The organism is Pseudomonas sp. MPB03 (genome assembly GCF_046605385.1).
Classification (GTDB): Bacteria; Pseudomonadota; Gammaproteobacteria; order Pseudomonadales; family Pseudomonadaceae; genus Aquipseudomonas; species Aquipseudomonas zanjanensis.
In genome coordinates this window covers 2837556-2858926 of the sequence record NZ_CP176770.1, presented here as the reverse complement: position 1 = coordinate 2858926, position 21371 = coordinate 2837556, and the positions used below count along the sequence as shown (strand labels likewise).

The window sequence follows — 21371 nt, the reverse complement described above, 5'->3', positions numbered from 1 at the left end:
TCGCAGCCAAGGCAGTGTCCGACTTATTGCTGGCCCTCGCAGTTGATCATCCAGGCAATCCCGAAACGGTCTTCGAACATGCCAAAGCGTTCCGCCCAGAAGGTCTTCGCCAAGGGCATCTGCACTTGCCCCCCCGCGCTCAGGCCTTTGAACAGCCGCTCGGCCTCCTCCACGCTGTCGACATTGAGGGAAACCGACACCCCTTGCGGCTTGCTATACGGCTGGCCCGGCGGGCAATCGGAGGCCATCAGGCTGAAATGGCCCACGGTCAGGCAGGCGTGCATGATCAGGTCCGGGTCCTTGGGCATGCCGACATCCTCAGGCGCCTCGGCAAAGGACATGGAAAACAGCTCGCCGCCAAGCACGTCCTTGTACAACGCAAAGGCTTCCTTGCAGCGACCGTTGAAAGTCAGGTAAGGGATGATTCTCATGGTGGGTCCTCCTGTCGCCGGCTTCACGATTGACTGGACAGCTGCGCCCGCAAGCGTGCTTCCTGCTCGCGCAACTCGGGGGTGAAGGTTTCGCCGAATTCCTCGAGTTCGAAGATCTGGCGGATTTCGATTTCACTGTCGCTGACCATCGGGTTCGGGCAGCGCTTGACCCAGTCGATGGCCTCCTGCAACGACTGGACCTTGAAGATCCAGAAGCCGGCGATCAGCTCCTTGGTTTCGGCAAAGGGTCCCTCGACAACCGTCCGGTCCTTGCCGGAAAACTGCACGCGTACGCCTTCGACGCTGGGATGCAGGCCCTCACCGGCGAGCATCACCCCGGCCTTGACCAGTTCTTCGTTGTAGGCGCCCATGGCGGCCAGCAGTTCTTCGCTAGGCATTTCTCCGGCTTCCGACTCCGGACTGGCCTTGACGATCACCATAAATCGCATGCTCGTATCTCCTGAGAATGAATGGATCAAGCCGTCGTTGTGGCGGCTCTACGGACTAATCGAATGGCAACGGCCGAAATCGACAGGTCGACGCCATTAATTTTCGATAGGCCGTGAAATCACGTCCGCTCAGGGATTCCATTGGAATCGATAGATGTCTCGATAACCATTGCTTGGGTCGTACAACAGCTTCTTCCCGCCGTCGAAAGCGATATTGTCGGCATTGACCAGGTGAACCGGTGCCACGAAGCCACTCACCGGCTGGCCGGCCATCAGTCGGTTCAACTCATCGATCACCTGCCAGCCATGCACGTTGAGCGGTTCGGCCACGGTGACGGTCTGGTAGTTCTTTTCCTGGATGCGCAAGAACGCCGAAGCACTGCCGTCACCGGCCGACAACAGGCTGATGCCATCGCGAGGTATCGCCGCGCTGGCCAAGGTCGCCACCGCGTAGTCGAAATAGATATCGTTGATGGCCAGCGTGTGGGTCCAGCGCTTGCCATGGCGCTGCAGCAGCTCCGTGGTGATCGCCGGCATTTTCTCGCGACTTTCGGAGATCGCGACATCGCGCACTTCCAGCAGCGAGCAGTCCCGACAGGCCCGAATCACGTTTTCCATGGCCTTGGCTTTCGCCATGGCAATGCTGTACCTGGAGTCGGTCAGGATGACCACGCCGGCTTTTCCGTTTGACTGCGCCACGGCCGCCATGGCCGTGATGCGAGCCACTTCGAGCGGATCGGTGGTGACGTTCATGGCCATCGGTGTACCGTCAATCGCCCCGGGCTTTTCCCCGGCGTGCCAGCCCACCACCGGCACGCCCTTGTCGGCGAAGACGGCCAGCGCCGCCTTGTTTTCAAGGGCATCGGCACCGCACAGAATGAGGCCATCGGGGTTCGCCGCCAGCGCATCGGCAAAGGCCTTTGCACGACCGTCCGGGGACCCGGCGCCATCGAATACCCTCAGCGTCCACCCCATCGCTTTCGCGGCCTCGCGAGCACCTTGGGCAACACCGACAATACCGCCGTTGCGCATATCTTCTGCGACAATGGCAATGCTCTTGCCGCGCTGGGCGCGCGGGCCGGTTTCAGGACCGCTCCAGGGCACGGCGCCGAGGGTGGCCTTGGCAACCATTTCCTGCGCTTGAGCCACCGTCACCGTGGCATCCGTCGCCGCTGGCGGATTCTGGCCGTATCCAGGCGTTGCCGTGAAAAGGCAGAAAACCGTCATTGAAACTGTCTTGAGCAACCGGGACCTGGTCAAACAGGTTCGATCACCACGTGTGGTGCCGGGTCTGGAGCCGATGGCGCGATCATAATGGGTCATGGCGTCTCTTTTTTTATGGAGGCAGTGTTCAGATTCAATGTCCGCAAGGATAGTCGCTTCTGTTGGCATCGGCCCGAAAGGGAAACGGCAAGTTTGTAACATCCCCCCAGCCCCAGTCCTCGCGAGAGATGAGATGGCACTTCCTCCGTTGCACAGTTTCAAGGTATTCGAAAGCGTGGCCCGCTTGGGCAGTCTGGCGGCGGCTGCGGTGGAGCTGCACGTCACCGTCGGCGCGGTGAGCCAGCAAGTCAAAGTCCTGCAGGCCAGCCTCGGCGTGGAGCTGTTCGAAAAGCGCGGCCGGCAATTGGTGTTGACCACCAATGGCCGCCAACTACAAAAGCGCGTGGCCAACGCCATGGGCGAAATCAGCGACGCGGTGGAGGCCTTGCGCAGTGGGAGCGCGGATGAGCCAGTACAGGTCGATATCACCTTGTCCATTCCTCCGGCCGAGGGTGTGGACTGGCTCACCACGCCGCTGCTGCACTTCATGGAAGCCTCCCGCTCGGTGCGGGTGAGAGTGATCACCGCGGCGGGCATGCCGCAAGTGGACTGGCGCCGCGCCGATGTCGCGGTGGTCTATGGCACCCCGCCGTGGCCAGGCTTATGGTGGCGCCTGTTGCACGGCATTCGCATGACACCGGTGTGCAGCCCGCAATACTTGCGCGGCCCACAAGCCATTCACCACGTCGCGGACCTGGCACGGCACCGACTGCTTCACGAAGACGATGGCAGCCAGTGGAAGCAATGGTTGCTCGAGGCCGGCTTCAGCCGTGGCGGGGTCGAGGATATCCATTTCGAAGACTTCGGCATGGTCTTGCAGGCCGCGCGGGACGGTTTTGGCGTGGCGCTGAGCGATGAACTCGTTTCTGCCCGGGACCTCGATGAAGGTCGCCTGGTCCGACCGCTGCCGATTTCGGTGCCGGCGGTGCACAACTACTACGTGGCCTGCTCCGAGGCGACCCGCGAACGCCCGGAAATCCGCGCGTTCATCGATTGGTTGCTGACCACCAGCGGACAGGCTGATCAGTAGCCGTAGCCCCGGCCGTCGTTGAAACGGATGTTGGTGAGGATGCTGATGTCTTTCTCCACCTTGTAAAGCTCGGAGCTCTTGATCAGTTCCGGATCGCTGAAGGCTTCACCCTTGGCGCGCCCGGCCTGGATCTGGGCCATCTTGTCGCGGATCGCCCGCACATCGGCATGGGTCATGGCCGGTACTTGGGTTGGGTCCTCGTCAGCATGGGCGCCATAGATGACGGTCTGCTGGTCGATCACCTTCAGGGTGGCATCCAGCGAGGCGACGTAATCCTTCAAATTGCCCGCCAGCAGCCAGGACGGATATACGTGGTCTCCGGCCAGCAAGATATTGTGCGTCTCGTCGTACAGCGCCACTTCGTCCGGCGTATGGCCCGGCACGCTCATCAGGCGCACCTTGAGACCGCCCAGGTCGATCGTCTCGCCGGGCTGTACCAGCCGCGCCACTTTGAAAGGGGGCACGACCATGTGATCGATGTTGCCCAGGTAGACCGGCTCCGGAACGTGGTAGAGCCCATCCTTGCCCTTGAAGCGACGCGTGAATGGCGTATCCACCAGGTAAATGCTCTGGAAGTTATGCAACCCGCCGAGGTGGTCGAAATGCAGGTGTGAAGGCAACATCGAGAGCGGTTTGTCAGTGATCTCGCGCGCGACTTCAGTGATGTCTTCCTTCTGGTTCGCCCCCGAATCGAACATCAGTGCCTGGTTCGTCCCCACCAGCAGGTAGGAGAAGTTTTTCTGGTAGTAGTGGGGTTCGCCGATGGCGTACAAAAAGTCCGTCAGCTTGTGCACCACAAATGCCGGGCTGGCTGCCTCGGGCACTTCCTGCGCCTGCGTGGCGAAGGGCACGGAGAGCAGCGTGAGGCATGCAAGGGCGAGTTTCTTTACGAGCGTGCGCATGGGGTGCAGACCTTTTTATTCGAGTGGGAGAACGACAGGACAATGCTGTCGTGCCTATCTCACCGCCTGCGGGCCTGCCCATCAATGGACGATTTTTAAAGCGGGACACTTCAAGGCAACTAAAGCATCCGGCATGAGCATTTGAGGAAAATAATGCGTGGCGCGCGCTCGGTGAGCCTGCCGACCTCGCGAAGAGCAGCCCGACGCTGCAGCATGACTATGCTCTGGAAACAGTCACGTAACGGAGAGTCAGTCCCCATGACTTCGAATCTGGCCGATATTTATACCGACTACATTGCCTGCCTGAATGCACAGGATTGGGACAATCTGGGCCTTTTTGTGCATCAGCAAGTGATTCACAACGCGAGACCATTAGGATTGCATGGCTATCGAAGCATGCTGGAAGCGGATTATCGGGACATCCCCGACTTGCGCTTTGAAGTCGAATGCCTGGTGGTCGACCCACCCAAGTTGGCGGCTCGCCTGGTATTCAATTGCACGCCGGCTGGGGAGTTCCTGGGGCTTGCAGTCAATGGCGCACGGATCGCCTTCACGGAAAACGTCTTCTACGCGTTCGAGGACGGCAGGATCCGCGAGGTCTGGTCGATTATCGACAAGCAAGCGATCGAGGCTCAGCTCCCATCCCTGTAGAGGACTGCTCCAGCGCTGCGAGTTGCAACGCCCCGGGCATCTTATCCGTAGGCAACGGCATCGCGGAAAACCAAATCCACGAAGCAATCGCGCTCGACATCCATTATTCGACGCACCCCGAAGTGAGGAACCTGTCGAGCGCATAGCCTGTGAGCCACTCTGGAGGAGATGGCAATGACACGCACCCGTTTTTTTGGAAAAACCGTATTGGCCTGCACGTTCATCCTGGCGATGATCGGTTGGGGGATCGGCTTCTACGGGCCGCCGATCTACATGCAAGCGGTCATGGAGCGCACGGGTTGGCCGATCGCCGAGGTCTCGACCGCCGTGACCGTGCATTTTCTCAGCGGCACGCTAGTCATCGCCAACCTGCCACGCCTTTATGCACGCTTCGGCATACCCACCATCACCCTGCTGGGCAGCATCGTCCTGGGCATCGGTGTGAACACCTGGGCTCAAGCCAACCAGCTCTGGGTGTTGTATGCCGGCGCCGTCTGCTCGGGTATCGGTTGGGTGACATTGGGGGCCGCAGCCGTTAACACTCTGATCGCCCCGTGGTACGTCAAGGAAAGGCCCAAGGCTTTGGGCAAGGCCTACAACGGCGCCAGCCTGGGGGGCGTGATCTTTTCGCCGCTGTGGGTGTGGCTGATCGAGCGCTTCGGCTTTGCCACGGCGGCGCTGGCGATCAGTGTCGTCGCCGTGCTGCTCATCGGCGCCTTCGCCTTCCTGGTCTTCAACAAAAGCCCACAAGGCCTGGGACAGCATCCCGACCACGCAGACCAGCCGGAACTCGTGCCGGCTAGCGCCAGCGCCGCGCCGTGGACCGCCCTGCAGACGCTCAGGTCGGCCAGTTTCCGTAGCCTGGCGGCCGGCATGTCCCTGGGCCTGTTCGCCCAGATCGGCTTGATCGCGCACCTGTATTCGATGCTGGTGGGACGCATGGGCGCCCATGACGCCTCGTTCGCCATGGGCCTGGCCACCGCCAGTGCGATGGGCGGGCGATACGTCGCCGCACGCCTGATGACCCAGGGTATGAACCGCCGGCAGCTGGCCTGTCTCGGGTATGCCATCCAGATGCTGGGCACACTGATGCTTCTGGGCCTGGACCTGCACCCGACGGTGGCCTGGATAGCCGTGGTGCTGATCGGTTCGGGCATTGGCAATGCGACGTCCTTGCCGCCCCTGATTGCCCAGGTCGAATTCAGCCGTGAACACACCGCCAGGGTGATCGCCCTGATGGTTGCGATCAGCCAGGCCACCTATGCCTTCGCCCCAGCCTTATTCGGCCTGTTGCGCACCATCTCCATCGATCCGAATCACGCCATCGTCGCCGTCGTGGCAGCAGCCGTCACCGTGCAGGTGCTCGCCATCGTGTCATTCTATCGGGGCGTATCCGCTCGCCCCTTCAAGAAAGCCGTTTGCTGACCCTATTCCCCCGGGGCGTTGGAGACCTGTACACCGGCATCGAAACCCGTCTCGTATTACTTTTGCTTATCCATCATCAGCACTATGAACAGCACCTGCCGAAAAACTCCTTGAGAATGCCCGCTTATCCATCAATCAGGTGAATCGACATGTCAGGCGAAAAATCGATAGCGAAACTGCTCAGCGGCATGCGCCCCTCACTCAATGAAGGCGATTACGTCTTCTGCTGCGTCGCTGACCCGGACTTGGTCAAAGGCGAAGAGGTGCTTGGCAGCTTCCGCGAAAAAGAAGGCCTGACCGTGATCATCGAACGCAGCAGAGCCTTGGCCTTGGGGCTGGACTTTGACTACGTCGCCGCCTGGATCACCTTGACCGTCCATTCGGCCCTGGATGCCGTGGGCTTGACCGCAGCCTTCGCAACGGCCTTGGGAAATGCCGGCATCAGTTGCAACGTCATCGCGGCTTACTACCACGACCATATCTTCGTGGGGCGGGAAGATGCGCAAAGGGCCATTGAAGTGCTGGAAGCGCTTGCTCGGTCGGGAGGTAGCGACGATTGCCGGTAATCTCCAGAGACTGCACCTACGCCCACCCTTCAAGCCGCAACGTGGCCCGCACCAGGCGTTGTTCTTCGTTTTCGATTTCCTTGAGGTGTTCGCAGATGCTCTGGATGTGGGCGATGGCGGCCTTGCGCGCCTGCTCCGGCAGTCGACCGGTCACGGCGTTGTAGAGCCGGGCGTGTTGGCGGTCGATCTGACGCTTCTGCGGTTCACGGTGGTAGAGGTTGTTGACCGAGGCAAACACTGAAGTGAGCAACAAGTCCGTCAGCGAACGCAAGGTTTGCACCAGCACCGGATTGTGTGAAGCCTCGCAGATCGCCAAGTGAAATGCATGGTCAAGCCGGGCATGGGCGCTGGCCTCCAGGGACCGGTCGTGGGCATCGAGCAAGGCCTCGTAGCTGCGGGTGATAAGGACGAAATCCGCTTCGGTCCCACGCAACGCCGCCAGACGCGCGGACTCGCCCTCCAGCAGGCTGCGGACCTCGAACAAGTCATAAAGCGTGCGTGGCTGTGAGCTGAACAGGTGCATCAGCGGCGAGGCCAAGCCGTGCCCGGACAGGTCGGCCACGAATGAGCCCTTGCCTTGCTCGGTCTTGATGATCCCGCGCGCGCGCAGCAGCTTCAGTCCTTCGCGAAGGGCGGTGCGCGAGACGCCGAGTTTTTCCGTCAACCGCCGCTCCGAGGGCAACAGCTGCCCGGTCTTGAGCACGCCGTCGACGATCAGGCGCTCGATGCGTTCACAGACCACGTCGGCGACCTGCGGGTTACGGCTGGTTTCTGCGCTGTCCATTGAATCTCCAACTGGTATGACCAGCTTCGGAACAGGCTCTACGCCCATCGAACAAAATCAATAAATCATTGTTTATTAAAGAATTTATTCGACCTACAAAAATAACCTGATGAATAAACTGGTTCGACCAGACCAACAGCCCATAGACAGTAGAACGCCCCGGGCCAATGATGCAAGTCAGCCGTATCGGAACAGACCTCAAATAAAAACAACTGAGTGTCGGCCACGAACCATGAACATTCTCTACGATGAACGTGTCGACGGCGTCCTGCCTGACGTCGACAAAAACGCGCTGCTACAGGCCCTGCAAGCCCAGCTGCCGGACCTGGAAATCCTGCATCAGCGCGAAGCACTCAAGCCGTACGAATGCGACGGGCTCTCCGCTTACCGCACCACGCCCATGCTGGTCGTGCTGCCGCGCCACGTCGACGAGGTCCAGGGCGTGCTGCGGCTCTGCCACGAGCGCAACGTGCCTATCGTCGCCCGTGGCGCGGGCACCGGTTTGTCCGGCGGTGCGCTGCCGTTGGAAAAAGGCGTGTTGCTGGTAATGGCGCGTTTCAACAACATCCTGCACATCGACCCCGCCGCCCGTACCGCGCGGGTTCAACCGGGCGTGCGTAACCTGGCGATTTCCCAGGCGGCCGCGCAGTTCGGCTTGTACTACGCGCCGGACCCCTCCTCGCAGATCGCCTGTTCCATCGGCGGCAATGTCGCGGAGAACGCCGGTGGCGTGCATTGCCTCAAGTACGGGCTGACCGTGCACAACCTGCTCAAGGTCGACATCCTCACCGTCGACGGCGAACACCTGACACTGGGCTCCCAGGCCCTCGACTCGCCCGGGTTCGATCTGCTGGCATTGTTCACCGGTTCCGAAGGCATGCTCGGGGTGATCACCGAGGTCACGGTCAAGCTGTTGCCTAAACCGCAAACGGCCAAAGTGCTGCTGGCGGCCTTTGATTGCGTTGAAAAGGCCGGTCGCGCCGTGGGTGACATCATTGCCGCCGGCATCATCCCGGGCGGCCTGGAAATGATGGACAACCTGGCCATTCGCGCCGCCGAAGATTTCATCCATGCCGGCTACCCAGTGGATGCCGAAGCCATCCTGCTGTGTGAACTCGACGGCGTGGAGGCCGACGTCCACGACGACTGCAACCGCGTGCGCCAGGTATTGGAACAGGCCGGCGCCACCGAAGTACGCCAGGCTCGCGATGAGGCCGAGCGCGTGCGTTTCTGGGCCGGACGCAAGAATGCGTTTCCGGCGGTGGGCCGCCTCTCGCCGGATTACTACTGCATGGACGGGACGATCCCGCGCCGGGAGCTGCCCGGTGTGCTGCGCGCCATTGCGGCGTTATCGGCCGAGTATGGCTTGCGGGTGGCCAATGTTTTCCACGCCGGCGACGGCAACATGCATCCGCTGATCCTGTTCGATGCCAATCAACCGGGCGAGCTCGATCGCGCCGAAGCCTTGGGCGGCAAGATTCTCGAATTATGCGTGAAGGTTGGCGGCAGCATCACCGGTGAACACGGTGTCGGCCGCGAGAAGATCAACCAGATGTGCGCGCAGTTCAACAGCGATGAGCTGACCGTGTTCCATGCCGTCAAAGCCGCGTTCGATCCAAGCGGGCTGCTAAACCCCGGCAAGAACATTCCGACGCTGCATCGCTGCGCCGAGTTTGGCGCCATGCACGTTCATATGGGGCAGTTGCCCTTCCCCGACCTGGAGCGTTTCTGATGGGCAGCGCACAGGATTTCGACGACAGCGCAGCGCTGCTGGAACAGGTCAACCAGGCGCTGGAGAACGCCACCCCGCTGCGTATCCAGGGCGCCAACAGCAAGGCATTTCTTGGCCGTAGCGTAACAGGTGAAATACTCGACACCCGCTCGCACCGGGGCATTGTCAGCTACGACCCGACTGAATTGGTGATCACCGCTCGCTGTGGCACGCCATTGGCAGAATTGTCCGAAGTGCTCGACGCGTCGCAGCAGATGCTGCCTTGCGAACCGCCCGCCTTCGGTGAAAACGCCACCGTCGGCGGCATGATTGCCTGCGGCCTCTCAGGGCCACGGCGTCCCTGGTCAGGCTCGGTGCGCGACTTCATCCTCGGCACACGGGTCATCACGGGACAAGGCAAGCACTTGCGCTTCGGCGGCGAGGTCATGAAGAACGTCGCCGGCTACGATCTGTCGCGCTTGATGGCCGGCAGCTACGGCTCGCTTGGCGTGGTGACCGAGGTGTCCCTCAAGGTCCTGCCAAAACCGCGACAGACCTTGAGCATCAGCCTGGAGATGGACGCCGCCCGGGCCTTGTTGCGCCTGGCGGAATGGGGCCAGCAACCGCTGCCGATCAGCGCCGCGTGTCACGATGGCCAGCGCCTGCACCTCAGGCTCGAAGGCGGCGAAGGCTCGGTGACGGCGGCTCATGACCGTTTGGGCGGCGAACGGCTGGATTCTGCGTACTGGCAAGACCTCAACGAACATCGGTTGGGTTTCTTCGATGAGGACCTGCCGCTTTGGCGCCTCTCCCTGCCCCACGACACGCCTCGGCTGCCCCTGCCGGGCGTGCAATTGATCGATTGGGGCGGCGCCCAGCGTTGGCTCAAATCCGCGGCCGAAGCGACCTTCATTCGCTCGGTTGTGGAGAAAGTCGGCGGGCATGCGACCTGCTACACCCCTGGCCTGATCGACAGCCCCTTCCAACCGCTGCCCGACGCCCTGATGCGCTATCACCGGAACTTGAAGCGACAACTCGATCCACGGGGCCTGTTCAACCCTGGGCGCCTGTACGCGGAGCTTTGAACCATGCAGACCACTTTGAGCGACGACGCCCGCCAGCTACCCCGCGCCGAAGAAGCCGAGCGCATTCTGCGCAGTTGCGTACACTGCGGTTTCTGCAATGCCACCTGCCCGACCTATCAACTGCTGGGTGATGAGCTGGATGGCCCACGGGGCCGAATCTACCTGATCAAGCAGGTGCTAGAAGGCAACGAGGTCACGGGCAAAACCCAGCAGCATCTGGATCGTTGCCTGTCCTGCCGCAATTGCGAAACCACCTGTCCTTCCGGCGTCGACTACCATAACTTGCTGGACATCGGCCGGGCGGTGGTCGATGCGGCAGTGCCGCGCCCGCTCGGCCAGCGTCTGTTGCGCGAGGGGTTGCGCGGCGTGCTGCCCAATCCCGGGCTGTTCAAAGCGCTGGTGCGCAGTGGCCAGGTGTTGCGCGCGGTGCTGCCCAGCACGCTGCAAGTCAAGTTGCCGCGCAACGTGCATCCGGCGAAGCCACGACCGACCACCCGTCATGACCGGCAAGTGCTCATGCTTGAAGGCTGCGTGCAACCGAGCCTGTCGCCCAATACCAATGCGGCGGCTGCGCGGGTACTGGATCGGTTGGAAATCAGCGTCACCACGATTGGCGAGGCCGGTTGTTGCGGTGCGTTGGACTATCACCTGAACGCCCAGGCCACCGGCCTCGACCGTGCCCGCCGCAACATCGATGCCTGGTGGCCGCGCATTGAAGGCGGTGCCGAGGCCATCGTGCAAACCGCCAGCGGCTGCGGTGCCTTCATCAAGGAGTATGGTCATCTGCTCAGCAGCGATCCGGCGTATGCCGACAAGGCCGCAAAGGTCAGCGCCCTGGCCAAGGACCTGGTTGAGGTACTGCGCGGCGAACCGCTGGATAAGCTCGGTGTACACGGCGACCAGCGCCTGGCCGTTCACTGCCCCTGCACATTGCAGCATGCGCAAAGACTCGGGGGCGCGGTCGAAACGATCCTGGAAAAGCTTGGGTTCAACCTGGCACCGGTGCCCGACAGCCACCTGTGCTGCGGCTCGGCGGGCACTTATTCACTGACCCAACCCGAACTGGCTCGGCAACTGCGGGACAACAAGCTCAACGCCCTGGAAAGCGGACGCCCCGACGTCATCGTCACCGCCAATATCGGCTGCCAGTCTCACCTCGACGGTGCTGGGCGAACCCCTGTCAGGCACTGGATCGAGCTGGTCGAAGCCGCGCTGCCTTGACCGAAAAAATCGGAGGGGCTTCAAATCGCCTCGGCATGCCTGGGTAATGCCATGGAAATCAGCGCAGCCAGCAATACGAAGGCGCTTGAGATCCACAAGCACGTTTCCAAACCGTACATCTGATAGACCCAGCCGGAGAGTACGGTGCCAATCAGTCGTCCCAGGGCGTTGGACATGTAGTAGAAACCCACGTCCAGCGACACGCCGTCTTCCTTGGCGTAGGACACGATCAGGTAGCTGTGCAGGGACGAATTCACCGCGAACAGCACACCAAAGACCATGAGGCCGCCGAGCAGTACCGTCTGTGGCGACCACCCGGTGTCGAGCCCAAGGGCAATCAAGGCTGGCAGGCCCGCCAGGGCAAGGGCCCACCCAAAGGCTGCACGACCATCCGGCACATGCCCGCTTTTCTTGCCGGTGATGTGGGGGGCGAAGGATTGCACGATGCCGTAGCCCATCACCCAGGCCGCCAGGAAGCCACCGACCTTCCAGAAATCCCAGCCGAATACGTGGCTCAAGTACACCGGCAAGGCCACCACGAACCAGACATCCCGGGCGCCGAACAGGAACATCCGCGCCGCCGAAAGAATGTTGATTGCCCGGCTTTTGGACAAGAGATCCCGAAACTTGGGCTTGGCTTTGGCCTTGCCCAGGTCCTTCTTCAATAACATCAAACTGCTGGCCCAGATCAGCGCCAGGACAGCCGCCATGGCCAGCAACGCACCTTTGAAACCGATCAAGGCCAGCAAGGCGCCGCCAAGAAAGAAGCCGACGCCCTTGAGGGCATTCTTCGAGCCGGTGAGGATCGCCACCCACTTGTAGAGCTTGCCTTGCTGCCCATCGGGGACCAGCAGCTTGATCGAGCTTTTCGCACTCATCTTGTTCAGGTCCTTGGCGATCCCCGACAGCGCCTGGGCCCCCATCACCCAAGGGATGGTCAGCCAGGCCAGCGGAACCGTGAGCATCAACAGCGCCGCGACCTGGAGGCCCAGCCCGATGTTCATGGTCCGGTTCAGACCCAATCGAGCGCCCAGATAACCACCCACCAGGTTGGTGATCACGCCAAAGATTTCGTAGAACAGAAACAACGCGGCAATTTGCAGCGGGCTGTAGCCCAACGCGTGAAAGTGCAGCACCACCAACATGCGCAAGGCGCCGTCGGTGAGGGTGAAGGCCCAGTAGTTGCCCGTCACGAGCAGGTACTGCCGCACTTCCGGAGCGAGGGCTGACAACGCTTTCATGACCGCTCCTTAGTTTGCCAGACCGACCAGCCTGGCCAGCTCGACGGTGCGGTTGGCATAACCCCATTCGTTGTCGTACCAGGCATAGAGTTTGACCTGGGTGTCATTGATGACCATGGTCGACAGCGCATCGATGATCGATGAGCGCGGGTCGGTGCGGTAGTCGATGGATACCAGGGGGCGCTCTTCGAAACCGAGGATATCTTTCAGTTCGTTCTCGGAAGCGTTCTTGAGGAATTGATTAACTTCTTCGACAGTGGTGGCCCGCTCGACTTCAAAAACACAGTCGGTCAGCGAAGCGTTGGCCAGCGGCACGCGCACGGCGTGACCGTTCAGGCGTCCACGCAGCTCCGGGAAGATCTCGGCGATGGCCGTGGCCGAGCCGGTGCTGGTGGGAATCAGGCTCATCCCCGAAGCACGGGCACGACGCAGATCCTTGTGCGGCTGATCGAGGATGCTCTGGGTGTTGGTCAGGTCATGGATGGTGGTAATCGAGCCGTGGCGAATGCCGAGCTTTTCATGGATGACTTTCACCACGGGCGCCAGGCAGTTGGTGGTGCACGAAGCCGCGGTGACGATGCGGTGCAACGCAGGGTCGAACAGGTGCTGGTTGACGCCCATGACCACGTTCAACGCACCGCTCTCCTTCACCGGCGCGCAGACCACTACCCGCTTGACGCCTTGATCCAGGTAGGCCTGCAACACGGCCACGGTTTTCATCTTGCCGCTGGCCTCGATCACCAGGTCGCAGCCTGACCAATCGGTGTCGGCGATCGCTTTGTTGGCCGTGACCTTGATCCGCTTATTGTCGATAACGACGCTGTCGTCTTCGGCGCTGGCTTCATTGTTCCAACGGCCATGCACCGAATCGAAGTTGATCAGGTGCGCATGGGTCGCCGCGTCGCCCGCTGGATCGTTGATCTGCACAAATTCAAACTCTGGCCAGCTCCACGCTGCTCGCAGAGCGAGGCGACCGATCCGACCAAAACCATTGATGCCTACTTTGATAGTCATGTTGTTGTGCTCTGTCTCTGTTGTCCGCGGGGGGTGCCTGGCTCGGGTTGGCGTGGCCATTGCCACTTTCGGCCTATCGTTCGGAGGCGATACCAAGCGACCTAGTTTGCAGAGCACATGGCTGTGCGTCCACGAAATGCTTCGGGTCGGTGAACGCCTGCCCGCGCTGCACCGCCTCGAAGAGCTCGGGGTAGGCCCTGTGGCGAGGGAGCTTGCTCCCGCTGGGTTGCACTGTAGGAGCTGCCGAAGGCTGCGATCTTTTGATCTTTCGCTTGAGATTCAAATGTCTGGGGAAAGATCGCAGCCTCGCTTCGCTCGACAGCTCCTACAGTGCAGCCGAGCGACATCTACTGTCAGTACGGCATTCGGCTCAAGCCGGATTGGAAACAGCCAGCTTGAGCCCAAACGCGACAAAAACACCGCCCGTGAGCCGATCAAGGGCCTTCAGGGCCGCCGGGCGTTTCAGGAAATTGCTCAGTGGCACCGTCGCCGCCACCAGAATGCCGAACCAGGCCAACGTCAACAGCACATGTAACGCCGCAAGGAAGAAGGAGTAACTGGCCACGCTCGCGCCACTCGGGACAAACTGAGGCAGGAACGTGATGTAGAAGACACCTATCTTGGGGTTCAGCAGGTTCGTCAATAAACCGCGGATAAAGGCGTCACGCGCAGACGCGGCCACGCTCTCGCTCCCCTGCCCTTGCAGTGCTGTCCTGGGCCGCAGCAGCAGTTTGACGCCCAACCAGAGGAGATAAGCTGCACCGACAATTTTCAGCGCAAGGTAAGCCCACTCCGAAGCGTGCAACAGGGCCCCGAGCCCCAGTGACACCGCGGCGCCCCACACCAGGCAGCCGAGCACGATACCGAGGGAAGCCATCGCCGCCGAACGTCGACCGCCAGTTGCGGTAGCGCGAAGCACCATGGCGGTGTCCACGCCGGGGGTCACCGTGAGCACTGACGCAGCGGCGATGAAGGCAAGCAGCAGGGATAAGTCGCTCATTGGGATGTCCATGGCAGTCGGCAGCCGGTCTGGCTACCCACTCTAATGAGCCACTTGGAGTCCGGTCAAACGTTCCGTGTATCCATCACACCGCCGCAGCCGCACCCACCCTTGAACGCCAGGCAAAAGCCAACACCATCAACAGCCCCAGGCCGGCCACTGCCGCTCCGGCCAGGGAAATCGCGGGATAACCCAACCCCGCGTTGATCACCGCGCCGCCCAGCGCCGCGCCAATCGCGTTGCCTAAGTTGAAGGCTCCGATATTCACGGCCGAGGCCAGGTTAGGCGCATCCTTGGCGGCTTCCATCACGCGCATTTGCAGGGGCGGCACCAAGGCAAAACTGGCGATGCCCCAGATCAAGATGGCGACCGCTGCTGGCAGCGGCCAGCGCATCAATACGGTGAAGGCCAGCAAGACAAGAATCAGCACGCTCAGCGAAACGATCAAGGTGCGGTCTATCGAGCGATCCGCGGCCTTGCCGCCCCACATATTGCCCAACGTCAGCCCTACTCCGAACAGCACCAGCATGGCGGTGATGAAAGGGGTGGATGCACGAGTCTCGCTGCTCAGGATCGGGGCGATGTAAGTGAAGACGGTGAACATCGCACCTGAGCCAACGACGGTCAGGGCCAACGCTCCCAGCACCGGACCACGGCCCAATACGCGGATCTCAGCCAGCACACCGATGTTTTTCGGCGCAGGCACATTGGGCAGGGCAAACCACAACGCGGCCATCGCCACCACACCCAGGCCGGTAATCCCCCAGAATGCGCTGCGCCAGCCGAACAGTTCGCCAAACCAGGCGGCCAGCGGCACGCCGCCGATGGTCGCGAGGGTCAGGCCCATGAACATGGCCGCGACCGCGCCGGCACGCTTGTCCGGGGCGACCACGCTGGCGGCGACGATGGAACCCACGCCAAAGAACGCACCGTGGTTCAGTGAGGTCACCACCCTGGCGACCATCAGGCTGTAGTAATCGGTCGCCAGCGCTGACATCAGGTTACCCAGGGTGAAAATCGCCATGAGTCCGATCAGTAGATAACGCCGGGGAATCCGCCCGGTGGTCAGGGTCATCAGCGGTGCGCCGAGCAATACGCCAAGGGCGTAAGCACTGACCAACAGGCCCGCGGCGGGAATCGAAACGCCGAGATCGGCAGCGATGCCCGGCAACATGCCCATGGGGGCGAACTCGGTTACGCCGATGCCAAAGGCACCCATGGCGAGTGCGACAAGTGGTGGATTGATACGCATTGGAAGGCTCCTCATCTATGCCGCAGATGCTACGATCCAGCCTTCCCTGGCGGTAGATGGCATTTTTGGCAATCACCTTTGCGTAAGGAGCACAAATGGACTTCAACGGTAGATCAGGTGAAATGGCCATGTTCGTCACGGTGGCGCAGGAAGGCAGCTTGTCGGCCGCCGCACGTGCATTGGGGCTGACCCCGTCGGCGGTCAGTCGCGTCATCGCCCGTACCGAACAACGCCTTGGCACCCGCCTGCTGTTGCGCACCACGCGAGCGATCACCTTCACCGCCGAGGGCGAGGCTTACCTGCGCGGCGCCCGGCGAATCCTCGCCGACATGGCCGAAGTCGAAGAAGCCGTCGCCGACCAGGGCGTGCCCAAGGGCCGTTTGCGGGTCAGCGCCGCCCTGGGTCATGGGCGGCAGACCATCGTTCCTCTGGTGGCAGCCTTCAGCGCCCGTTACCCCAACATCGTTGTCGACCTCACCCTCGGTGATGAAGTGGTCGACATTCTCGGCGGCCAAGCCGACGTGGCGGTACGCTTTGGCCATCTGCCCGACAGCCCACTGACCGCGCGCAAGATCGGCGACACCGGTCAGGTGGTGGTGGCTTCGCCCGAGTATCTAGAGCGCCATGGCACACCCCGGGAACCGGAAGACTTGCTCCGGCACAACTGCCTGCGCTTCAACTTCCGGCGTGCCGAACCCAACTGGCCGTTCACCCGTGACGGCAGAGCGTTTTCCTTGAAGGTCAGCGGCAACATCGAATGCAGCAGTGGTGAGGCGCTGGCACAACTCGCCCGGGTAGGTGCTGGCATTGCGCGAATCGGCGATTTCACCGTGAGCGAGGACCTGCAACGCGGCGACCTGATACCGCTGCTGGAAGAATGGAACCCCGGAGACCGGGAGCCGATCCATGCAGTGTTCGTCGGTGGCTCGGCGATGCCGGCGCGGGTACGCGTGTTCGTAGACTTTCTGCTGGAGCATCATCGGATGTGAACAGCCGCCCTCCTAGAACAGGTGCGAAACATCCTCCCCCGCTTCAAGCCCACGGTAATAATCAATCTTGACCTGCAATGCAGCCACGGCGTTTTGCATGGCAACCACTTCGGCTTGTACCTCCTGCAAATGGCTTTCCAGCATCTGGCGGCGTTGGGCAACCGTGGCATCCCCGGCGCTGCGCAGCTGGGCGAATATCTGCATCTTGCCGATGGTCATGTGAGTGGTGCGTAGACGCAGCAGAAAATCAAGCCACGCCATATCCGTCGGTGCATAGAGCCGTTGCCCGCCGGCCGCTCGGGCGACCGGTGCCAACAGACCTATGCGTTCGTAATAGCGCAGGGTATACGCCGTGAGGCCGGTACGCTTGGCCACCTGATTAATCGTCTGGTAGGCGTTCATAAGCACTGTCCTTGGCCATCGGTGTGGTCATGCAGGGGGCCGTTCACTGGGGACGCGCGGCGATCTTGATGCCTCGTTTGGCGAACACTTCCCGCGCTGCGCTAATGCCATTCAACGCGCTTGGAAAGCCAGCATATACCGCCATCTGGATGATGATTTCAACGATTTCCTCAGGTTGACAACCGACATTCAAGGCTCCCTCTATGTGCACCTTGAGTTGAGGTTGCGCGTTCCCCAACGCGGTGAGGGCCGAGATGGTTGCCAGCTCGCGTGTGCAAAGCGCGACGCCAGACCTGGAAAACACATCACCGTAGGCGAAATCGACTATCCACTCACCCAGCTCAGGCGAAATGTCACTCAGCGAGTTCACCACGGTGTTGCCGGTGGCTCCGGTGATTTTTTCCAGGGTCTCCGTGCCCTTCGCTCGTCGATTATCCGGCTCGGTTGCCGGCGCTACAGTTACGCACGCTGAAAGCACGAGCCCGGTTGCAACGCTAAGTTTTTTAAATGTCATGGCCTGTCTCCTTGTTTAAGCCGCACAACGGAACGGGCCGTTTTGGCGGTGCAACAAGGAGGCTATTGGTTAGAGCGCGCTCTAAGTCAAGCGCCCGGTGCTAGGGGACCGTTGTTAAAAGAACGCGTCAGCAGTCCAGCTGCTAAGCTCAGTTTTGCTCCAGACCCTACCCACAATAATTTCTAGACGAAGGTAAGGCAGCATGACCACGGCTCAGCCCCCGGCAACGTCAAAATCCGCGAAATGGCGCTTCAAGCTAGGCATCGCCATCCTTTGTCTGATGCTCTCGCTGTGGTTGTTGGTGCCGCTGGCAGCGGCTGCGGATGTACCCCGCTCCACCATCGCGGCGATTACCGGCGCACTGTTCATCATCAACAAGGTGTTGTTGCTGCTGGTCATCGCGGTGATGGGCAAGGCGGGTTTCCAGGAGCTCAAGCAACATGTGTTCGGCTACGTGTCGGGCCTTGTGCCCAGCGCCGAGCTGGAGGTCAGCGTTACCCGCCACCGTATTGGCTTGGTGATGTTCTGCTTGCCCTTGGTGTGCTCCTTTCTCGAACCCTATGTCGACGCTTTCGCACCCGGCCTGCGTCCCAATAGCTGGGCATTGCAACTGCTTGGCGATGCACTGTTGGTGAGCAGCTTCTTCGTCCTGGGTGGCAATTTCTGGGAGAAATTGCGCGCGCTGTTTATCCGCACCGCACGGGTCACGACCGCCGACCCGGTCTGAACCAACGCCCGGATCGCCTCCCCCCGGCGCTCTGTCAGCTGTTCTTGAAATGCCATGACTCGCAGGTACCGACATGCCCGGAACACAGAATCCGCCCGTTTCCTTCGAGCCTGAACGCCAGACTGAACCGCCGCCTGAAAAGCCTGGGCCAGCCAATCCACTGCGGCGCATTGCGCTAGGCGTTGCGATTCTGATCGCCGTGCTGTTCACCCTCTCCATCTTCATGGAGCGACGCACGCCCTCGACGTCACAAGCCGTGGTGCAAGCTTATGTGGTCGAAATGGCTGCCGAGGTGGGGGGCCGTGTGACAGAAATCGCGGTGCTCGACAACGCCCGGGTGAAGGCCGGCCAGGTGCTGTTTCGTATCGACCCGCAACCCTACAAGCTTGTCGTCAACGAGGCTGAAGCGCGACTGGAGGAAACCGGCCAAACCTTGGGTGCCAGTACTGCCTCGGTGGATGCCGCCCAGGCACAGCTGGTGTCGGCGCGGGCGCAGCGCGACAACATACGCGAGCAAGCCCGGCGGGTGAATCAATTGGTCGAGCGCGGTGTATTCGCCCCCGCCCGCCAGGATGAATCCAAAGCCTCGCTGAGCTCCGCCGAAGCGGCTGTGAGCAAAGCCCAAGCCGACCTGGAACGGGCGCGCCAGCAACTGGGGCCCAAAGGCAACGACAACCCGCAATTCAAGCAAGCCCTGGCCGCGCTGGAAAAAGCCCGGCTCGATCTGGTGCGTACCGAAGTCATTGCACCCGCCGATGGCGTGATCACCAACCTGCAGCTCGCCATTGGCCAAGTCATCAGCGCTGGCCAACCAGCACTGACCTTCATCGACAGGGGCACGGTATGGGTGTCTGCGGCTTTCAAGGAAAACAGCCTGGAGCATGTGCAGGCTGACGACCCGGCGGAACTGGTGTTCGATGTCTTGCCGGGCCGGGTGTTCAAGGGCCATGTTGAAAGCGTTGGCTGGGGTGTCGCACAACAAGATAGCAGCAACGCCGCACTGCCCTCCGTGCGCAACCAGAGTGGTTGGGTGCGCGACCCGCAACGCTTTCCCGTACGCCTGATCGTGGAGGAACCGCACCCGATCGGCCCACGTTACGGCTCGCAGGTAACCGTGGTGATCTATACCGACGACAACCCCATGACTAACGCGCTGGGGGCATTGATGACACGCCTGGGCGCCTGGCTGAACTATGTCAATTGATGGAGAAGCTGCGCTGGAACAGCTGCGGATCAAACGCCAGGGATTGCGCGTCGCCCTGGCCGCGACCGTGGGCTTGTGCACGGGTCTGGTCCTGGGTGACATCCTGCCCTTTCTCGCGCCCTTGTTTGCCACCCAGTTCCTCTTGGCCAGCCGCCGCGCGCCCGCATTATCCCAGGGGTTGATCACGCTGCTGGTGAGTCTGCTGACCGGCGCGCTGCTGGTGGGTATGACCGGCATGTTCGGTGAGCGGCCTTGGGTGCTCCTGCCGTCGCTGTGGCTGTTTTATTTCGCCTGCTTTACCGCCCAAGGCCGACAACTGGGCGGCGCGGGACCGGCGCTGATGCTAGTGATTGCCATTGTGGTGCCGATGCTCGATACCGTGCAGCGCGATCTGGGCGAGTCCATCGTGCTCGTTCTGGTCAAGGCGGTCAGCCTGGGTTTGCTACTGACCTGGGGCGCCCATGCGCTGCTGCCCGACCCTGCGGGTGAACAGGCCGACCCGCAACGCGCTCAGCCGCGCGAGCTGACGCTGGTGATTCGCCAGGCCATGGCCAGCGCGGCGATTTTGCTGGCCATGATTGCGCTGTGCCTGAGCGATCCACGATTGGCCACAGCGATGGTCGTGCCCATCACGGTGGCCTCGTTGCTCAGCCAGCTCTCTCTGGACATGAGCAGCCGCAGCGCCCTCGGGCTGGTGATGGTCAATCTGCTGGGTGGGGTCGTGGCTTCCTTGGCCTTTACGCTGTTCGAACTGCGGCCGACCTTGTGGCTGGTGGCGCTGATCCTGCTGCTGGTCAGCCTGCTGTTTGCCGGCAAAGCCGCCGTGGGTAACACCGCTGGCAAGGTATTCGGCGCAGGGCTCATGACGTTCCTCATCCTGTTCGGGCTCGGTGTATCACCGTTGCCGACAGAAACGCCCCAGCTGTTTTCCACCCGTATCGCCTACGTGCTGTTTGCGGTTATCTATGCCATTGGCCTGGCCGCGCTGCTGTGGCCCAGCGCGCGCGTGCAGCGGCCCATCGCAGCCACCAGGTCCGGCGGGTAAAACCTTCACTCATGGGTCGCGGACATATCGTCGACCGGCTGGACGTGCCGGTTCGGTGTGCTTCGCTGACTCAGCGAAGCATCAAGAGGAATATCGAGGGTAAAGGTTGCGCCCTGTCCGGCCCCGTCGCTGTGCACGGTCAAGCTGCCACCCATTTCCTGCGCGGCCAGCGCGCAGCTGTGCAGGCCGAAACCGTGACCGTCTTTGCGAGTCGTGAAGCCATGGGAAAAAATACGCTTGAGGTGCTCAGGCTCAATCCCATTGCCGTTGTCGGCCACCGTGATGCGCAATGCTCCGTCAGCGAGGAACGCGCTGAACGTGACGCATGGGCTGCGATCGACCACGCTGTCCAACGCCTGCTTGGCATTGTTGATCAGGTTCACCAGAATCAGCAGCACCCGATGC

At 61.5% G+C, this 21371-nt stretch carries 22 protein-coding genes and 1 pseudogene; 11 read left to right on the top strand and 12 right to left on the bottom strand.

The genetic code is table 11. The features are described from left to right. Positions 1-23 precede the first annotated feature (23 nt). The 3 genes from ACLH0I_RS12870 to ACLH0I_RS12860 all read right to left on the bottom strand — a co-directional run bounded on the left by ACLH0I_RS12870 (position 24) and on the right by ACLH0I_RS12860 (position 2029). Entirely contained in the window at positions 24-431 is a 408-nt protein-coding gene (locus tag ACLH0I_RS12870) for a VOC family protein (RefSeq protein ID WP_250961452.1), read from the bottom strand. A 23-nt stretch (positions 432-454) separates the two neighbouring features. Then, on the bottom strand, positions 455-880 hold the full coding sequence (locus tag ACLH0I_RS12865) for a YciI family protein (RefSeq protein WP_411387256.1): 426 nt from the start codon (positions 878-880) through the stop codon (positions 455-457). Between the two features lie 129 nt (positions 881-1009). Then, a complete protein-coding gene (locus tag ACLH0I_RS12860; RefSeq protein WP_250961513.1) occupies positions 1010-2029 on the bottom strand; it encodes a substrate-binding domain-containing protein in 1020 nt (339 codons plus the stop codon). Positions 2030-2336: 307 nt separating this feature from the next. Between ACLH0I_RS12860 and ACLH0I_RS12855 the strand changes: the two genes are divergently transcribed. Continuing rightward, positions 2337-3233 (top strand): LysR substrate-binding domain-containing protein, encoded by an 897-nt coding sequence (locus ACLH0I_RS12855; RefSeq protein ID WP_250961454.1) that lies wholly within the window; start codon positions 2337-2339, stop codon positions 3231-3233. Here the strand turns inward: ACLH0I_RS12855 and ACLH0I_RS12850 are convergent. After that, positions 3227-4135, bottom strand: a complete 909-nt coding sequence (locus ACLH0I_RS12850) for an MBL fold metallo-hydrolase (protein ID WP_411387255.1) — start codon at positions 4133-4135, stop codon at positions 3227-3229. The two genes, ACLH0I_RS12855 and ACLH0I_RS12850, sit on opposite strands and share 7 nt — an antisense overlap. A gap of 258 nt (positions 4136-4393) precedes the next feature. Between ACLH0I_RS12850 and ACLH0I_RS12845 the strand changes: the two genes are divergently transcribed. The 3 genes from ACLH0I_RS12845 (at position 4394) to ACLH0I_RS12835 (ending at position 6777) form a co-directional block, all read left to right on the top strand. Further along, positions 4394-4786 carry an ester cyclase gene (locus ACLH0I_RS12845; RefSeq protein WP_250961456.1) on the top strand — a complete coding sequence of 131 codons (393 nt, stop codon included), beginning with the start codon at positions 4394-4396 and terminating at the stop codon, positions 4784-4786. A 174-nt stretch (positions 4787-4960) separates the two neighbouring features. Next, on the top strand, positions 4961-6211 hold the full coding sequence (locus ACLH0I_RS12840) for an MFS transporter (RefSeq protein ID WP_411387254.1): 1251 nt from the start codon (positions 4961-4963) through the stop codon (positions 6209-6211). 149 nt (positions 6212-6360) lie between these two features. Further along, the gene (locus ACLH0I_RS12835) at positions 6361-6777 is read left to right on the top strand and encodes an ACT domain-containing protein (RefSeq protein ID WP_250961458.1); all 417 of its coding nucleotides are present in this window, start codon (positions 6361-6363) and stop codon (positions 6775-6777) included. A 16-nt stretch (positions 6778-6793) separates the two neighbouring features. On the opposite strand, the gene glcC is transcribed toward ACLH0I_RS12835, so the two are convergent. Continuing rightward, positions 6794-7561: a transcriptional regulator GlcC gene (gene glcC, locus ACLH0I_RS12830; RefSeq protein WP_250961459.1), complete on the bottom strand. Its 768-nt coding sequence runs from the start codon at positions 7559-7561 to the stop codon at positions 6794-6796. 232 nt (positions 7562-7793) lie between these two features. On the opposite strand from glcC, the gene glcD reads away from it, so the two are divergent. From glcD to glcF, 3 genes are read left to right on the top strand one after another with little or no spacing between them, the layout of a single operon-like run. Further along, positions 7794-9293, top strand: coding sequence for a glycolate oxidase subunit GlcD (gene glcD, locus ACLH0I_RS12825; RefSeq protein ID WP_411387253.1), 1500 nt, complete (start codon positions 7794-7796; stop codon positions 9291-9293). Beyond that, a complete protein-coding gene (glcE, locus tag ACLH0I_RS12820; RefSeq protein ID WP_411387252.1) occupies positions 9293-10357 on the top strand; it encodes a glycolate oxidase subunit GlcE in 1065 nt (354 codons plus the stop codon). Before glcD ends, glcE begins: the two co-directional genes overlap by 1 nt. A 3-nt stretch (positions 10358-10360) precedes the next feature. Beyond that, positions 10361-11578: a glycolate oxidase subunit GlcF gene (gene glcF / locus ACLH0I_RS12815; protein WP_411387251.1), complete on the top strand. Its 1218-nt coding sequence runs from the start codon at positions 10361-10363 to the stop codon at positions 11576-11578. Between the two features lie 20 nt (positions 11579-11598). Here glcF and arsJ read toward each other — a convergent pair whose 3' ends face one another. The 4 genes from arsJ to ACLH0I_RS12795 form a co-directional block, all read right to left on the bottom strand. Beyond that, positions 11599-12819 carry an organoarsenical effux MFS transporter ArsJ gene (gene arsJ, locus ACLH0I_RS12810; RefSeq protein ID WP_250961463.1) on the bottom strand — a complete coding sequence of 407 codons (1221 nt, stop codon included), beginning with the start codon at positions 12817-12819 and terminating at the stop codon, positions 11599-11601. Between the two features lie 9 nt (positions 12820-12828). Further along, positions 12829-13833, bottom strand: a complete 1005-nt coding sequence (locus ACLH0I_RS12805) for an ArsJ-associated glyceraldehyde-3-phosphate dehydrogenase (protein WP_411387250.1) — start codon at positions 13831-13833, stop codon at positions 12829-12831. Between the two features lie 370 nt (positions 13834-14203). Next, a complete protein-coding gene (locus tag ACLH0I_RS12800; RefSeq protein ID WP_411387249.1) occupies positions 14204-14833 on the bottom strand; it encodes a LysE family translocator in 630 nt (209 codons plus the stop codon). Between the two features lie 85 nt (positions 14834-14918). Then, positions 14919-16085: an MFS transporter gene (locus tag ACLH0I_RS12795; RefSeq protein WP_207962718.1), complete on the bottom strand. Its 1167-nt coding sequence runs from the start codon at positions 16083-16085 to the stop codon at positions 14919-14921. Between the two features lie 95 nt (positions 16086-16180). Between ACLH0I_RS12795 and ACLH0I_RS12790 the strand changes: the two genes are divergently transcribed. Then, positions 16181-17074, top strand: coding sequence for a LysR family transcriptional regulator (locus ACLH0I_RS12790; protein WP_186706239.1), 894 nt, complete (start codon positions 16181-16183; stop codon positions 17072-17074). A gap of 12 nt (positions 17075-17086) precedes the next feature. Here ACLH0I_RS12790 and ACLH0I_RS12785 read toward each other — a convergent pair whose 3' ends face one another. Together ACLH0I_RS12785 and ACLH0I_RS12780 are read right to left on the bottom strand one after the other, a co-directional pair. Further along, positions 17087-17476 carry a MerR family transcriptional regulator gene (locus ACLH0I_RS12785; protein WP_411387248.1) on the bottom strand — a complete coding sequence of 130 codons (390 nt, stop codon included), beginning with the start codon at positions 17474-17476 and terminating at the stop codon, positions 17087-17089. 43 nt (positions 17477-17519) lie between these two features. Next, complete coding sequence (locus ACLH0I_RS12780; RefSeq protein ID WP_250961468.1) at positions 17520-17990, bottom strand: carboxymuconolactone decarboxylase family protein; 471 nt, start codon at positions 17988-17990, stop codon at positions 17520-17522. A gap of 202 nt (positions 17991-18192) precedes the next feature. On the opposite strand from ACLH0I_RS12780, the gene ACLH0I_RS12775 reads away from it, so the two are divergent. The 3 genes from ACLH0I_RS12775 to ACLH0I_RS12765 all read left to right on the top strand — a co-directional run bounded on the left by ACLH0I_RS12775 (position 18193) and on the right by ACLH0I_RS12765 (position 20966). After that, positions 18193-18717: a transporter suffix domain-containing protein gene (locus tag ACLH0I_RS12775; protein WP_411387247.1), complete on the top strand. Its 525-nt coding sequence runs from the start codon at positions 18193-18195 to the stop codon at positions 18715-18717. Between the two features lie 73 nt (positions 18718-18790). Further along, positions 18791-19921, top strand: coding sequence for an HlyD family secretion protein (locus ACLH0I_RS12770; RefSeq protein ID WP_411387246.1), 1131 nt, complete (start codon positions 18791-18793; stop codon positions 19919-19921). After that, positions 19911-20966, top strand: a complete 1056-nt coding sequence (locus ACLH0I_RS12765) for a DUF2955 domain-containing protein (protein ID WP_411387245.1) — start codon at positions 19911-19913, stop codon at positions 20964-20966. Before ACLH0I_RS12770 ends, ACLH0I_RS12765 begins: the two co-directional genes overlap by 11 nt. A gap of 5 nt (positions 20967-20971) precedes the next feature. On the opposite strand, the pseudogene ACLH0I_RS12760 reads toward ACLH0I_RS12765, so the two are convergent. Then, positions 20972-21364 (bottom strand): annotated as a pseudogene (locus ACLH0I_RS12760) (ATP-binding protein); the annotation flags it as partial. Between the last annotated feature and the right edge of the window lie 7 nt (positions 21365-21371).